We start from the raw sequence: 15,704 nt of genomic DNA, 5'->3' as shown, positions 1-15,704 counted from the left end.
TCGGGCTCTATGTCGTATTCGGTGGCGCAGCCTGTCGGCAAACCGGCAACAAGCAATGCCACATTTAAAATAAAATAGGTCTTATTCATTGTTTTTCAATTTATTGACAAATAGCTTTATCGTGTTTCACGCATGCAACGCACGGTTCGGCCATTACTGTGCCCCGTATTAAAATTATTATTGACCGCACCGTTCTTGACCTGCAGTTGATGTGAGTTATTCGACCCGCGAGTAATGCTCCCGGTATAATAGTAACTGTCAGCTCCGACACTGATGCTGGCACCGCCCGAGTTAATCTCACCGGCCGCAGGGAAGAAGATCCCGGCGGCATCGGAACTGCTGGCCCGGAAAAAATAGCCGTTTGAATAACTGCCAACCACCCAACTCGTCGAAAAGGCTGTAAAAGCATCAATCGTCGGCACCATATACCCCGGCGGACACGGATCATAGACGGTCTTCACACCGTATGGCCGGGCATTCGTTGCTGCATCGACCTTATTCCCGTCGACATTCCCCCAAAGATCGAAATTGTGAACCTCCAGCCAGTTCGTCGTGCCATTGGACTTATAATAGGTATCGGGAGATATAATACCCGAAGCGAGGGTTATACCATAACCCTTCCCAAAACCACCGTTGGCCGTTACGATACTGGCGATCTCGTTGTTATCGCCGTCGAAACGAACAAAAGCGGGCCAGTTCCCGGAAGTGTAAGGGGTCAGGAAGGGGTCCTTGCGGCCCCACTGGTATTTCATACCACAAAAACAGAGCGGCTTGTAGTAGCTATTCGATGCAACGCCGTGTTGGTAAACCTTCGTGGTAAAGGATTTCCCGGTAGGGATGGTTTTCGAAGCATCGGTATACTGGATTACTGTAATCTCTCCTTCGCGTTTTTTGGGGAATCGGGCTGCATCGCTGTCCAGCCGACACATCGCTCCCAAGTTGCGATCCATCAATGAGAAGCGATTCAACCCCTGCGCCACGGCAGTTTCATTGGTATTCGCATTGACGATCACATCGTCTGCATTCAGCTCGTCGGTAAACCAGATCTGCCACGACCAGACGATCCGCCCAGCTCCGTCGCTGAGCGCAATAACCGCATTGCCCGGTACGACATAATCGCTCGTCGTAAACTCAATGGAGGAGCCGTCATACTTCACATTCGTAATCTGGTTGACGCACTCTTGCCAGAGCACGCGAGCCGACACGCCGCCCGACAAAGCCGCCGAAGTGATCTCGAGACCGTTATAATCGGTGAATCCGGCACCGTCGAGAACTCCGGCATCGCCATTTCCCATCACCCGGGCGTCGAAACGGTAGGTACCGGAGGCATGGACCAGATAGGTATTGGCCGTCCCGTCCGCCGAAAGATCCGTAATTGTCTCCACACGGCTATTCTTCAACGAATTGAGATTTGGCAACACCATGACATCGATATCGGCAGCGCCTTTACCGCTTGTCTGACTAAGTACAATCCAATCAGGAGCCGTGGCCTCCCAGAATGCTTCTTCTGATTTCGTCTCGCCACTCTCATACTCCAGATCCACCTTACTCTCAGCGATCCGGATACCCTTGATAGCGGTCGACTGGGTCTTGTTGGCACCCAAATAAACAAGTTGCTTATTGTTAGCCTCTTCACCGATGGCTCCCGAGACAACACTGAAACTGTAATCCTGCCGGATAGGCCCCGGAGAAAGGCTCAGGGAGAGCCTATTAACAGTCCCCGGCTTCAGGTCCATCGCCTCACAGACCGAGAGTTCAAGCGAACTTTTAGACGTGCTGCCCGAAACCGAAAGATTCAATCCTGCGAGTTTCGCCGGAAGCACAACTGCACGGGCCTCATAGAGTTTGCCCTTCTCCATGGCAAGCCCCTCACCAAAATCGAGAGTCACCTTGTTACCGGTCGTCGTGCGCATATTGACCGTAGTAGTCGCCACATCGAGTTTATAAGGACCGGTAAGCCCTTTACCCGTTCCCGCCCCGACAGAGGTCAGCGAAAGCGTCTTCAACACGAGGTCGCTGGTTGCCGAAAGTTCCAGATCCAGCAGTGAGAGCGCAGGAAGCAACTCCATGTCAACGCTTTTCTCTCCGACCGACTCTTTCACGACGGACAACGCACTGCTGACCATGTATTTCTCGACCCCATCCTCCACACGCTGCATTTCCGCCAGTTCAAGCTGCAGTCCGGAGGGATCGATCTCAGTTGCCTTTGCCAGTGCCTGCGAAGGAGCTATTGCATAAAAGATGTGCGACCGACGACCATACTCCCACTCCTGTGTCGCCGAGAAATCGGCAACAGAGCTATCTGTTCCGGACGAGGCCATGCCATAGGTCGTCCACACTTTCGCCGGTGCATAATAAAGGTCCACGGCATCGTCAGTATGCCACTGGAGCCGGTACGGTTCACGTTCCGCATCCTCGTACGCCAGAGATGCAGCCTTTACCGTTGCCCGAGTTTCGGCCGTATAGGTACCTTCGGGACCGAAATCGTCCGGTTCGATACAACCGCCTGCCAGTAACAACACAACCACAAACAGGGTAGATTTTTTCATCATAAAGTATCAGGTTTTAAGTTGGAATTGAATTTTCACGCTCCGATATTGCAAATTAATTATTTTTCATCCAGACCCGAGGGGTAGGATCGTTCGAATTTGGGGGTAATTTTGAATTTCAAGTAAAACCCCAGACTCCCCAACCCTATCTCTGCAGATGAATAAACAGAATTTTTTCCAGACACAGGGACTAATTTCGACCGCATTTACGGGTAATTTTAGACGCCCGAAAAAATAGTTCCGATTTTCGGCAAATTCCTTTTTTTATCGGATACGAGTATTTAAATTTGCGTATGATCCTCTCTGAAACCTTTCGTAACAAATATCTGAAACTGCTGCTTCCAATTTTATGCCTGATCCCATGGGCCCTGCAGGCCGCTTCGTTCCGATTTATCCGCGTGAGCCGGCTCGAATCGTTCTCCAACAGTTCAGTCTTCTCGGTCTATCAGGACGGATTGGGAGCCATATGGCTCAATACCAACTACGGGCTTTACCGCTATAACGGTACGTCACTCGACTTTCAACAAGAGCCAATGCCGATGCGCCCCATCTGCGGCAATGGCAACGACCGGATCTACGTCTGTTCCTATGATGCCATCCTCTGTTATGATATCCACACAAACCATCCCCGACGGCTCCATGCTCCGGAGATCGATTTTCTGAACTGCGCCCTATACGCCGAACAGGAGCAGTTGTGGATCGGATCGGAAAACCGTATCTACGAATGCCGCGGCGACTCGCTCCGCATGCGCCACAGCCTGCCGCATCCCCATACATCCATTACCGCCCTCTGCCGTTCGCAAACAGGTACTCTGCTGGCTGCAACATCCAGCGGAGGGATCTATGAAATCGACGGCGACGGCAAAATCTGTCACCACACAGCCGTCTCCGGAAACATCTGCACGCTCTATCTGGACAGCAGGGGCGACCTCTGGGTCGGAACGATGGATCACGGCTGCTGGAGACTCAACACCGATTATACATCCATCGGACACTACCATCGAGAGGCTTCCGAAAACATGCGGCTAAAAAGCAACTTGGTCCGAACCTTCTGCGAAGACCGGAAAGGAAATCTTTGGATCGGAACAATGAACGGTGCCAACCGCCTCGGAACGGACCGTTTGTGCCAAACAGACGAGTTGGAAGCCCTCGGCGAAAGTTCAATATGGAGCCTTCGGGCCGATAACCAAGGCGGCATTTGGGCCGGCACCTTCTACGACGGAATCTACTACTGCAACTCAGACAATTACCCGTTCAGTCCAATCCTGCTCCCGGCCAAGTACGAGATGAAACTCATCAATGCCATGGTCGAGGACAAACGCGGTGATCTGTGGATACTGACCGATAAATTCGGCATGTTCCGCCAGTCGGCGCACGACGGGCAGATCCGCTATATTACGGGAAGCGATGATCATAAATTCAAATCGGCATGGTATGATGCTTCAGAGGATGCCATCTGGGCAGGTTCTTACATGGGAACGTTACGCAGGTATGACATAGCCTCCCGACGCTGGTCCGACTACACATTCCGTGGGGAGGACGGGACCGAAGGCCCCGGAACTGTCAACGACATCAAGTTCCACGACGGTAAACTCTATCTCGGGACGGCGCGCGGCGTAGTCGTATTCGACAAACGGAGTGCACAGGTGATCCACAAGCCTATTGAAGGATATAACGGGATTGTCTTTTCGCTAGCGTTAGACAACCGGGACCGGTTGTGGATCGGCGGTATAGGCGTCCATATTCTCGATCTGAAAAGCGGCCGTATAACCCGATATACAAGCCACGACAGTGACAATTACAATTCGAAACTGAACTTTATCAAACTCTTCTGCGACCACAACGGCTGCATGTGGGGCGCCAGTCTCGGGCAGGGATTCATTCGCCTCGACATGCAACAGGAGATACGCTATACACAGGAGAACATCGGCCTTGCGGACAATTTCACCAGTTTCATCGGCGAGGTCGACCCCAACATTCTGCTCATCGGCACAAACAGCGGGCTGTCGCTGTTCAATACCCAGACCAACCGTTGCTACAACTACAGTCGCAACAACGGACTGAGCATCAGTTCTGCCCGTAGCGGGTGTATTCTCAGGCGTGCCAACGGCGACATCGTGATCGGCGGCATCGACGGTATCGAGACCCTCACACCCTCGCAGGTCGAGTTCTCCGATGACAGCATCGACATCGCTTTCGACCGTCTGATCGTCAACAACCGGCGCATCTACCCGGGTGCCCCCGGCGACAAACGCCCGATTCTGCAACAGGAATTGCCATTCACTCAGAAACTCGTACTGCAACACCGCCAACGAAACCTCTCGGTGGAGTTAGCTTCGTTCGATTTCGAAAAAGTCTACCCGATCTTCTACGAATACATGCTCGAAGGCTACGACAACGAATGGACGCTCTTCTCTCCCGAACATCCGATCGTCTACATGAACCTGCCGCCCGGCGACTACCGGCTGTGCGTGCGAGCCACACACACCAAGTTCGACAACGGCTACACGCAGATTACGCTTCCCATCGAGGTCCGCGCTGTCTGGTACGCCACCCTGCCGGCCCGCCTGCTCTATTACATCACCGCCCTGACCCTGCTGGGCTGGCTGCTCTACACCGTTTACTCTCGTATGCTGCTGGCCGAACGGCTGAAGCAGAAAGAAACCGAGAATCTGGAGCGCATGCGCTTTTTCATCAATATCTCACACGAACTCCGCACGCCGCTGACACTTATCATCGGACAGCTCGAACTCTTCTTCCGCAATCACGGAAACTCCGCCAGCGGAATCGAGAACATCGAAAATACCTACCGGAATGCCCAAAGCATGCAACAGATTGTCTCTGACCTGCTCGATTTCGAGAAACAGAATCAGGGATATACGAACATCGCGGTTTCGGAAACGGACCTCGGCGCATTTATCGCTGATATTCGGGATTCGTTCGCTCAATATGCCAACTACCGCAACATTCGCCTGAAACTGCATCTCCCTGCTGAGACGGCGACCGCGAGCATCGATAAAAAACAGATGCAGCGCGTCTTTTCGAACCTGCTCATCAATGCGTTCAAATACACGCCCGACGGCGGACACATCGACATCAGCATCCGCATCAGACATCGCCGCCGGGAGGATAATACCGTAACAATCGCCTTCGCTGACACAGGCTGCGGTATCTCAGAGAAGGCCCTGCCACATATTTTCGACCCCTTCTATCAGGATGTCTCCAACTCTTCGCGCGACCGCCATAATCACGGCACAGGAATCGGCTTGGCGCTGAGTAGAGGTATCGTTGAACTGCACCACGGAACCCTGACGGCACAAAACAACCGGAACGGCGGTGCACTTTTCACCATCACTCTTCCATTGGGCAGAAAATGGTATGCCAACGATGACAAGGTGACGTCTGCCGAACAGACCCAACCGGAATGCACCCCTGTACTACTGTCACGCCGGGCTTCCTACACTCTCCCCAGTACCGATTCAGCACCGGGAAAAGGCTATAAAATGTTGATCGTCGAAGATGATGCCGAACTGCGGGCCTTGCTACATTCCATTTTCAAACATGGCTACAAGATCAGCGAAGCCTCAGACGGCGCCGAAGGATACAGCATGGCAAAAAAACTACAGCCCGATATTATCATCAGTGATGTGGTGATGCCAGTAATGGACGGACTGAGCCTCTGCGGCAAACTGCGTCAGGACCTCGAAACCTGCCATATTCCGATCATTCTGCTGACGGCCCAACCTTCGACTGACCATAACCTCGAAAGCATCAACAGGGGAGCCGACGACTACATCTCCAAGCCATTCAACATCAGCCAGCTCGAAGCTCGTTGCCGCAACTTACTGGAAAACAGACAACGGCTGCGCCGGAAGTACAGCAGTTCGATCGTAGGTCCCGACGCCGTAACCACCAACGACAAGGATGCCAACTTCCTAGCCGCAGCAACCGATGCGATCGAGCGGAATCTTTACAAGGAGAACATCAGTGTCCAAATGCTATGCCGTGAGCTAAACGTCAGCAAAACAATCCTGACTCAGAAAATTAAAGGAATTACGGGATACAGCCCGGGTGAATTTATTGAGATGATCCGATTCAAGAAAGCAGCGATGCTACTCTGCGACAAAGGACGGCTGATTTCAGAAGTTTCCTACGAATTAGGATTCAGCTCGCCCAAATATTTCACAATCCGTTTTAAGAAACAATTCGGCCAGACGCCGACGCAGTTTCAGGCGGAACATACCCAAACGCCCGAATAGACGCCAGCTTTATGCCTTAATTAACGGATAATTTCAAAAGGAATCACGAATCTCCCATCATTATCTGAAATTACAACCACCCATTACAATAAAATAATTACCATTATATTATTTTAAGCCGTACCAATCCTCATCTTTGTTTTTCGAGAGGTATTTCCGAACTGAAAATCCGAGATAGAATCCACCGTCCTCTTTTAGAAAATAAAAGCACCCAATAACTTTAGTTGTATACATTGTAATCATCTATACCGGAAACTTACATAGAAACCTCACTAATACCCCTTAATATCCCTACAACAGATCAAATTCACACGAAATAGAGGGCTAACCATGTCAAACATTCTCAACTTAACACAGCGATGTAAATAAATCAGCATTAGCCAAAAGTTTTCGAATATATTCTTCAAATTATAATTGGGGAATCCGCCAAATCCAAGGTTTACTAAAGGTGTACTGATTGTGATAATATGGGATAACGGGAGAAAATAGAGGAAACGCGCAGAACATCAAACCACAAAAAATCAATCAGATACATTCTTTTACTTGCCGATTGTTTCACCCGATATCCATGTCCTGAGAACGAGGGACCTATTGTAGAGAACTACGACGGGGAAAGGTATTTGACACTCTTTTCGGCTCTAAATATGCTTCATCAATGACTGCCGGAGGCTTAAAATCGTTATTTCGAACGAAATTATGGAAACATCTATTTCTCAGGGAAAATTGTATAAGATCATCAAAATTGCGCTTTTAGCCGGGAAATACCCGCCGACCCGGATATAAAGTTAATCCAAGCCAACCAGCAAACCAAGTACCAGTCACTTACAAATATAAACAGCAATTTTTAGTAAGCCATGCATAGGCCAAACAAGATGCCCTGCTACACATCCGTCACCTCCTCGATTGGGAGGGAGGGGCTATTTCTGTTCTGTGGAGGTGCGGATGACCATGTTCGCCGGAAGCACCACGTTTTCCGACGGCGCTAATGGATTTTCGATTTTCGCGAGCAACAGCCGGACAGCCTCTTCTGCCATCTTGTCCAGCGGCTGTTCGACCGCCGTGAGGCCCGGGTGTACGAGCGTTGCCAGTTTCGTACCCGACATGCAGGCGATGGCCATATCGGCAGGAATGGCGATGTTACGCTCCTGCAATACCTTTTTGGCGCCCAGTGCCTGCAACTCGGTAAAACAGAATACGGCATTGCAGTCCACACCCGAATCGAGAATCCGGTTCATGGCCTCCGCACCGTCCTTCTCATCCACCCCCGCCGTGATGACCAGCTCGGGCCGATAATCGATCCCGTGTTTTTTCAGCACATCGCGGTAAGCCCGCAGCCGTTCGGAGGTATTGCGGATATAGTCAGGCCCCGCAAGATGCAATATCCGGCGATATCCTTTATATACAAGGTGTTCGACCAGAAAAAATGCCGAGTGGTAATCGTCGCTCCTGACACTCGAACACTCCAGCCCGGCAACCGTGCGGTCAAAAAATACCATCGGGATACAACGGCGGATGAACCCGTTGTAGAACTCGAGATTGGCCCGGTGGTGGCATGAACTGATCAGGATACCGTCAACACGATAGCTGTCGAAAATCTCGAAATTCGAACGTTCGGTCAGAAAATCTTCGTCCGAAAGCGTCAGGATAATCCGGTACCCGTACGGTTGGAGAATACGCTGCACGGTGGCGGTAAATTGCAGATAGAATGAAGTGACCGCTTCGGGAACTACGATGCCGATGGTCTTGGCCCTGCAGTTACGCAAATTGACGGCCATCTCATTTTTTCGGTAACCCATCTTTTCCGCTGTCTCCACGACTTTGCGTATCGTCTCCTCGCTAACGTTCCAGGAATCGGCGGCCAATGCCCGGGAAACCGTAGACTTCGAGATCCCGAGCGCATTGGCAATATCCTTAATGGTCACATACCTCATAATAATGATTCTTCATCTATCGTGGTTGAAAGATACAAAATTATATAACGTTTTGCAATTTCAAAATCGTGACAGTTGTTTGGGAACGGTTGCGGACTCCGGGAACGGTTGCGGGAATCGTTGCGGGGCTCAATTAACAAAAATGTAACACGATTCTGTTAATTTAGTGTCCGAATCAACCAAACTAACCATGAATACAGATAATTCGGTCTATGTGGCAGCATCGACTTTCGAAGACAAGGGAGGCTGGATCGCAGACCCGCAGTTTATGGAGCAAATGGGGTCGAGCTACCTGATCGCCCACGGACTCGGACAACCCGTAGATGACGCCCAGACACATTTCACCGCGCCGCAGGACGGCACATACAATCTTTTCGTGCGCACCCGCAACTGGACCGCCTTCTGGTCGGACAAACCTACGCCGGGCGTATTCCGTATCCGGATCGACGACCGGGAGGTCGAAACGCCATTCGGCGACGGAACGAGCGAATGGCACTGGCAGGCAGGCGGAGCCGTTTTTCTGAACAAGGGTCCCCACCGCCTGACCCTGCACGATACAACCGGATTCGACGGACGCTGCGACGCGATTCTCCTTACCACCGCCGATCACAAACCGGACAACTCCCTCGAGACGCTGTTCGCCCTGCGCAGCAACCTGATGCAACTACCTGCCGAACCCGAAGACAAGGGCCGGTTCGGCTTCGTGGTCGTGGGCGGAGGAGTGGCCGGCATGTGTGCGGCCATAGCGGCAGCAAGGGGGGGGGTGAAAGTCGCCCTCGTACAAGACCGGAAGGTGCTCGGCGGCAACAACTCTTCCGAGATACGGGTGGGTCTCGGAGGCCGTCTGAACATCGGCAAATACCCTTCGCTGGGCTACCTGCTCAACGAATTCGGTCCCGCCACAAAGGGTAATGCACGCCCTGCGGAGGTCTATGAGGACGAAAAGAAACTGAACGCCGTCCTCGCGGAGGAGAATATCACCCTTTTCCTCGGCTATAAAGTCACACAGGTCAACAAATCCGACCCACAAACCATCTCCTCCATCGTGGCGACGCAGGTGGATGACTACACGACCATCGAAATAAAAGGCAACCTGTTCGCCGACTGCACCGGAGACGGAGCGCTCGGAGTACTCGCCGGAGCGGAATGGAACATGGGACGCGACCCGAAGAGCCGCTACAACGAGCCTTCGGCGCCGGAAACGGCCGACGGCATCACCCTCGGAGCCTCCGTGCAGTGGTACTGCCTCGAAGCGGACCGGCCCGTGCCGTTCCCCGACATCGACTGGGGACTCCCGATCAGCGAGGAGACGGTGCAGAAAGTGCGCCGGGGCCAATGGTACTGGGAGGTGGGGATGACCGAAGATCAGATGAAAGAGGCGGAGCGCATCCGCGACTACGGCATGTATGTCGCCTATTCCAACTGGGCGTATATCAAGAACCACGCTTCATTCCGGGACGAATACGCCAACAGCTACCTCGGCTGGATGGCACATGTGGCCGGAAAGCGTGAAAGCCGCCGCCTCGTGGGTGATTTCGTACTCCGGGAGCAGGACCTCGCCGACTTCGTCATCTATCCGGACGGCTGCGTGAGCACCTCCTGGTACATCGACAACCACGAACCGGACCCGGAGAACAGCAAGCACTTCAAGGAACCGTTCCTCTCGCGCGGATGCCTGCGTCCGCTCGACTTCTATCCGATTCCCTACCGGTGCTTCTACTCCAAGGACCTCGACAACCTGTTCATGGCGGGGCGGAACATCTCCGTCAGCCACATCGCCCTCGGCACGACGCGCGTCATGCGCACTACGGCGATGATGGGCGAGGTCGTCGGACTGGCCGCCCGCGTATGCCTGCGGGAAGGGCTTCTGCCGCGCGACATCTACGAAAAAGCCTTCGACAAACTCCGGGAACTGATGAGCAAGGGAGCCGGCCGAACCGACGTACCCTACCTGCAGGTCTATACGCTCATCGACACCACCGCAGCCCGCAGTGAAGAGTGCTAACCGACTGAAAAACATTCCAACAATATGAGCATAACAGACTGGATCATCATCCTGTTCTTTCTGGGAGGGCTGATCGCCATCGGATTTGCCTTTTCCAAGAAGAACAAGGACCTCAAGGACTACTTCCTCGCCGGGAAATCGATGCCGACATGGCTCGTGGTGTTCGCAGCTACGGGCACGTCCATCAGCGCCGGCACGTTCGTGGGCTCGCCCGAACTCGGGTTCAACACCAACCTCACCTTCATCATGAGCTGCGTGGGAGCGGTGATAGGAGGTGTGGTGGTAGCCGCGCTTTTCCTGCCGAAACTCTACAATTCCAAGACCATCACCATTTACGGCTATATCGGCGACCGCTTCGGCGAGACGTCGAAACGGGCCACGAGCGTGATGTTCATCCTCGGACAGCTCTTCACCTCCGGATCGAGACTCTTCATTGCGGCAATCGCCGTGAGCGTCATCATCTTCGGGTCGATACACTTTCAGTTTCTGATGTACTCCATCATCATCCTCGGCGTCGTAAGTACGATCTACACCATGGCCGGCGGCATCAAGGGACTCCTCTACATCGACGCGATACAGATCATGCTCGTCATCGGCTCCGGGCTCGCCGCCCTCATCATCGTCTTCCTCACCGTCCACGACACGATGTCCCTCTCCGAGATATTCGCCTCCCTGCAAAACGGCATGGTCAAGGCCCCGGCACAGCCCGAATACGCCATGGCGGCCGACGGCACCCTGAGCGGCTGGATTCCGGGCAGCAAAATACAGCTCGTGGACCCGCGTTTCCGTTTCGACGTGCCCTACAACCTGATCGGCGCACTCGGCGCATACGCCTTCTTCAAGGTGGCCCAATTCTCTACCGACCACGAGTTCGTCCAGCGCCAGCTCACCTGCAAAAGCGTCCGGAAAGCAGGTGTCTCACTCGTGTGGTCCCAGCTTTTGGCAATCCCCATCGTCCTGATTTTCCTGCTGATCGGCACCCTGCTATATGTGCAATACATCAACGATCCGGCCTCCGCCGTCGGAGCCGGCGTGTTCACCGACGCCCGCGACATCTTCCCGCAGTTCATCTGCAACAGCATCCCTACGGGCGTGCGCGGGCTGATGGTGGTCGGACTTCTTGCAGCGGCACTCTCCAGTTTCAACTCGGCGATCAACGCCATGGCCAGCAGTTTCGTTTCCGACCTCTACCTCCCGATTCGCCAGAGCCGGGGCAAAGCCATCCACGGCGATGCGGACCAGATGGCCGCATCGCGCAAGATGGTGGTGCTGATGGGTATCCTGCTGACCTCATTCGCCATCGTCACGGCCGTGATGCAGCAAACCAGCGGGCTCAACCTCGTGGATTTCGCCACCGGCGTGATGTGCTTCTCTTACGCCGGAATGATGGGTGTATTCATCACCGCCCTCTTCACCAAGAGGGGCAACACACGGAGCGTCATCGCCGCCCTCGTCCTCGGGCTGCTCACCGTGCTCTTCCTCCAGCCCTACATTTTCGGCCCCGTGACCGAAGCTCTCTTCGGATGCGAAATCTTCCTCGCATGGCCATGGTGGTGCCCCATCGGCGTATCCGTCAGCCTGCTGGTGTGCCTCAGCGGTAAACCCGACAACAAAACAAACCTACAAGCAATATGAGACAAGCAGTACTTACCGCCCCGGAACAGATCGAATTCCGGGAGGTGCCGAATCCAACAGCAACACAGCTAAATGAGAATGAAATACTTATACATATCAAAAAAATAGGCATCTGCGGCAGCGAGATCCATTCCTATCACGGGGAACACCCCGCCACCTTCTACCCCGTGGTGCAGGGTCACGAATACTCCGGCATCGTTACGGCCACCGGCGCCAAGGTCACCAAATGCAAACCCGGGGACAAGGTGACGGCCCGTCCGCAGCTTACCTGCGGCCGATGCGCCCCCTGCCTCCGCGGGCAATACAACGTCTGCGAAAACCTCCGAGTACAGGCATTCCAAGCCGACGGGGCCGCACAGGACTATTTCATCATACCGGAAGACCGGCTCGTCAGACTGCCGGAGACCTTCTCGCTCGAATACGGAGCAATGATCGAGCCGGCCGCCGTAGGGGCGCATGCCACTTCGCGTGCAGGAGACCTTACGGGCAAGAACGTGGTCGTGTCGGGAGCCGGCACGATCGGTAACCTCGTGGCTCAGTTCGCCCTCGCACGAGGGGCCCGCAAGGTCCTCATCACCGACGTGAGTGACTACCGGTTGGAAACGGCTCGCAAATGCGGCATCACCGAGACCCTCAACGTAGCGAAGACCCCGTTGAAGGAGGGGCTGAGAACGGTTTTCGGCGACGAGGGCTTTCAGGTGGGTTTCGAAGTGGCAGGCGTGGAATCGTCGATCCGCTCGCTGATGGAGTGCGTCGAAAAAGGCAGTACGATCGTCGTCGTGGCGGTTTTCGCTAAAGACCCGGCCCTCAGCATGTTCTTCCTCGGGGAGCACGAACTCATCCTCGTAGGCACCATGATGTACCGCCACGAAGACTACCTCACCGCCGTGGAGGAGATAACCTCCGGCAAGGTCTCCCTCGCCCCCCTCGTGACCAACCGCTTTGCTTTCGGAGAGTACAACGAAGCCTACCGGTTCATCGCCGAAAATCAGGAAAAATGCATGAAGGTCATCATAGACCTCGAAAAATAATCCTCAATCAGCATCTGGTTATGACCAAACCTAAAATAATGGGAATCGGAGAACTTGTCTGGGACCTGCTGCCCGGTGGCAGACAACTCGGGGGAGCACCGGTCAATTTCGCCTACTGGTGCAGCCGTCTCGGTGCAGAAGGCTATCCGGTGAGTGCCGCCGGTAACGACAACCTCGGGCAGGAAGCTTTCGAACAACTGGCCGGAACAGGGATCGACCTCAGCTACATGCAGCGTAACGCTCTGCCGACCGGACGGGTCAACGTAACGCTTTCGGGGAAAGGGATTCCCGAGTACGACATCGTCGAAGGAGTGGCATGGGACGCATTGGAAGCGGACGCTGAGACCCTCGGACTCGCTACACAGGCAGATGCCGTCTGCTGGGGCTCGCTCGCCCAGCGGTCTGAAGTATCACGCAAAGCAATCGCCGCAATACTTAGGGCCACTCGCCCGGAGTGCCTGAAAGTGTTCGACATCAACATCCGCCAGCATTGGTACAATCGGGAGATCGTCACCGCCTCGCTCCGACAGGCCGATGTGCTGAAACTCAACGAAGACGAACTGCCGCTCATCGCATCGCTGCTTGACATCGGAAAGTCCGGTACAGAGGTGATCGCGGAACTCATCCGGATGTTTTCCCTGCGGTATGTCATCTATACTGCAGGAGCCGATCACAGCGAAATTCACAGTGCGGAGGGGCTTCTTTCCCACATCCCGACCCCGAAAGTCGAGGTCGCCGATACGGTGGGCGCCGGGGACTCGTTCACGGCGGCCTTCATAACCTCCCTCCTGCAAGGCGACCCCATAGCCGCATGTCACCGTAAAGCGGTGGAAACGGCAGCGAAGGTCTGTACGATACACGGAGCAATACCCCGACGGCCATGAAACGGGTTCTCTTGCTCCTGTCCGCATTCGTGTGCGCCCTCACGGCGGCCGTCTCCTGCTCGCCCGAACCGCGGACTGCCGACGGACAGGCCGTCCCGAAGCGGGTGATGGGCGTGTACCGTCCCTATCCGGAAGCGGTCGCCCCGGCCCCCGGTGCGCCGGAAGGTTACGAACCATTCTACATCAGCCACTACGGCCGGCACGGATCGAGATACCTGCTCTACGACTCCCAATATCTCTTTGTTCACGATATCTTTTCCAAGGCGGCCGCCGCCGACAAACTCACAAAAACCGGACAAAAGATCCGGAAGGATTTCCTCAAGGTTTATCCGCAGTTCGAAGGCCGGGCCGGCATGCTTACCGGAATCGGAGTAGCCCAGCACCGGGCGATCGCCCGGAGGATGGCCGAACAATATCCGACCGCATTCAGCCGGGAAGCCGAGGTAAGAGCTTCGACATCGGCCACTTCCCGCACGCAGGAGAGCATGGAGGCTTTCTGCGCACAGTTGCAGGCATGCTGTCCCTCCCTGCGGATAACATGTTCCACGGACGCCGCGCTCAACCCTTATTCAACCGGTTCCGGCATCCCGACGGAATACGACCTGAGGGTAAAGAGCCCGGATGCGGAATGGCGGTCCGATTTCGAAGCTTTCTGCCGGCAGAAGATCGACGCGGAGCCTTTCACCGCACGGATCTTTTCCGACACGGACTACGCCGCAAGGCTCTGCGACCCCATCGCCCTCGAGCGAGGCATCTTCTACCTCGCCATCCATTTCAGGGGATGCGGGATCGACACCGACTGGCTGCGGTTGTTCACCCTCGACGAACTGTGCACCCTCGCGGCGTGCGACGCCTACACTTTCTACATGGAAAAAGGTCCCGCCGCCGAAACGTCCGACCGCACTTGGGCCCTTTCCGCCCATATTCTCGACAAAGTGCTGACGGATGCGGAAAAAGACATCGCCAACGGCACGGCAGCCAACCTCCGCTTCGGACACGACGGCTGCATCATGGCGCTCCTGACACTCATGGGAGCCGACGGATGGACCGAAGAGGCCACGACCCAAGAAGAGATCGCCCGTGCATGGGACGTGTCGCAGATCCCGATGGCCTGCAATCTCCAATGGATATTCTACCGCCCCGTATCGGACGAAGGAGAACCGCTCGTGAGGATACTTCTCAACGAAACGCCGTTACGGCTACCCGTCACCGACCAGAGTGGACTATGCAGTTGGAGCGACCTGAAACAATACCTCACAGAGCGGTGCGACACCGCTTTCGCAATACTGAACAAAGACCAGATACCAAACAACCTTTAACAACATTATTAACCGGAGCAGAGTTTTATACGACCTCTGTCAAAAAAACAAACAAGATGGGTAAACATTCTACGTCACTGAAACTACTCCT

Annotated in this window: 8 protein-coding genes; 6 read left to right on the top strand and 2 right to left on the bottom strand. The window is 54.4% G+C overall.

Annotation, left to right across the window (positions count from 1 at the left end):
- Window positions 1-116: 116 nt before the first annotated feature.
- Entirely contained in the window at window positions 117-2,552 is a 2,436-nt protein-coding gene (locus BN5935_RS06975) for a hypothetical protein (RefSeq protein ID WP_064975478.1), read from the bottom strand.
- A 290-nt stretch (window positions 2,553-2,842) separates the two neighbouring features.
- On the opposite strand from BN5935_RS06975, the gene BN5935_RS06970 reads away from it, so the two are divergent.
- A complete protein-coding gene (locus BN5935_RS06970; protein ID WP_147625787.1) occupies window positions 2,843-6,808 on the top strand; it encodes a hybrid sensor histidine kinase/response regulator transcription factor in 3,966 nt (1,321 codons plus the stop codon).
- Window positions 6,809-7,725: 917 nt separating this feature from the next.
- Here BN5935_RS06970 and BN5935_RS06965 read toward each other — a convergent pair.
- A complete protein-coding gene (locus BN5935_RS06965) occupies window positions 7,726-8,739 on the bottom strand; it encodes a LacI family DNA-binding transcriptional regulator (protein WP_064975476.1) in 1,014 nt (337 codons plus the stop codon).
- Between the two features lie 190 nt (window positions 8,740-8,929).
- On the opposite strand from BN5935_RS06965, the gene BN5935_RS06960 reads away from it, so the two are divergent.
- The 5 genes from BN5935_RS06960 to BN5935_RS06940 are packed head-to-tail and all read left to right on the top strand — an operon-like array spanning window position 8,930 to window position 15,613.
- Window positions 8,930-10,744 (top strand): FAD-dependent oxidoreductase, encoded by a 1,815-nt coding sequence (locus BN5935_RS06960; protein WP_064975475.1) that lies wholly within the window; start codon window positions 8,930-8,932, stop codon window positions 10,742-10,744.
- 24 nt (window positions 10,745-10,768) lie between these two features.
- Window positions 10,769-12,379 carry a sodium:solute symporter family transporter gene (locus BN5935_RS06955; protein WP_064975474.1) on the top strand — a complete coding sequence of 537 codons (1,611 nt, stop codon included), beginning with the start codon at window positions 10,769-10,771 and terminating at the stop codon, window positions 12,377-12,379.
- A complete protein-coding gene (locus tag BN5935_RS06950) occupies window positions 12,376-13,410 on the top strand; it encodes a zinc-dependent alcohol dehydrogenase (RefSeq protein WP_064975473.1) in 1,035 nt (344 codons plus the stop codon). The genes BN5935_RS06955 and BN5935_RS06950 overlap by 4 nt, the downstream gene beginning before the upstream one ends.
- Window positions 13,411-13,448: 38 nt before the next feature.
- Window positions 13,449-14,294: a carbohydrate kinase family protein gene (locus BN5935_RS06945; RefSeq protein WP_082944199.1), complete on the top strand. Its 846-nt coding sequence runs from the start codon at window positions 13,449-13,451 to the stop codon at window positions 14,292-14,294.
- Complete coding sequence (locus BN5935_RS06940; RefSeq protein WP_082944051.1) at window positions 14,291-15,613, top strand: histidine-type phosphatase; 1,323 nt, start codon at window positions 14,291-14,293, stop codon at window positions 15,611-15,613. The genes BN5935_RS06945 and BN5935_RS06940 overlap by 4 nt, the downstream gene beginning before the upstream one ends.
- Window positions 15,614-15,704 lie beyond the last annotated feature (91 nt).

Source organism: Alistipes provencensis (assembly GCF_900083545.1).
Taxonomy (GTDB): Bacteria; Bacteroidota; Bacteroidia; order Bacteroidales; family Rikenellaceae; genus Alistipes; species Alistipes provencensis.
The sequence above is the reverse complement of the archived record's forward strand: the minus strand, read 5'-3'. Positions and strand labels throughout refer to the sequence as shown.